General features: G+C 58.7%; 1 protein-coding gene. It reads right to left on the reverse strand.

The window, feature by feature from the left end:
• Positions 1 to 400 (reverse strand): hypothetical protein (locus AC1U89_RS24780; protein WP_479902264.1); only part of this gene is annotated, 400 nt, incomplete at its 3' end.
• Positions 401 to 448 lie beyond the last annotated feature (48 nt).

The raw sequence follows: 448 nt of genomic DNA on the forward strand, positions 1-448 counted from the left end.
CAAGGACGCGTGCCAATAGCTCGAACTGCCCAGCGGCTACAAGCTTCAGGACAATCCGATCTTGCAGTGAGAGGCCGAACCAGGACTGCTTGTTAACCCCTTCAAGTATTTCTCGGCAGTTCTTCTGAGCCAGTAGCCGGAGTTCCGGGAAGTCGTGACTGACCGCCAAGAGGGCGCTCTTAAGGAGGACGTGCTCAAGAAAATGCGACTCGAACTCCTGCCGTCCCTCCAGGTGCTCAGCCAGTTCTCTTGTCATCGATCGCCAGCTTGGCAGGATGCCACGCATGCGCTCGACCAGGATCTGCTCGTCCGCCTGCTTTTCGCGTTGGGTCCAGAGACGCCAGCGGTAGACAACGTCCGGGAGGAGGTCGAACGTTCCGGTTTTGAACGCGGTAAGCATGGGCCGGTCGCTTTCGAAAGCGCGGCTGGCGTCAAACCGAAGCTGTCT

The organism is Caulobacter sp. 05T431 (assembly GCF_056665975.1).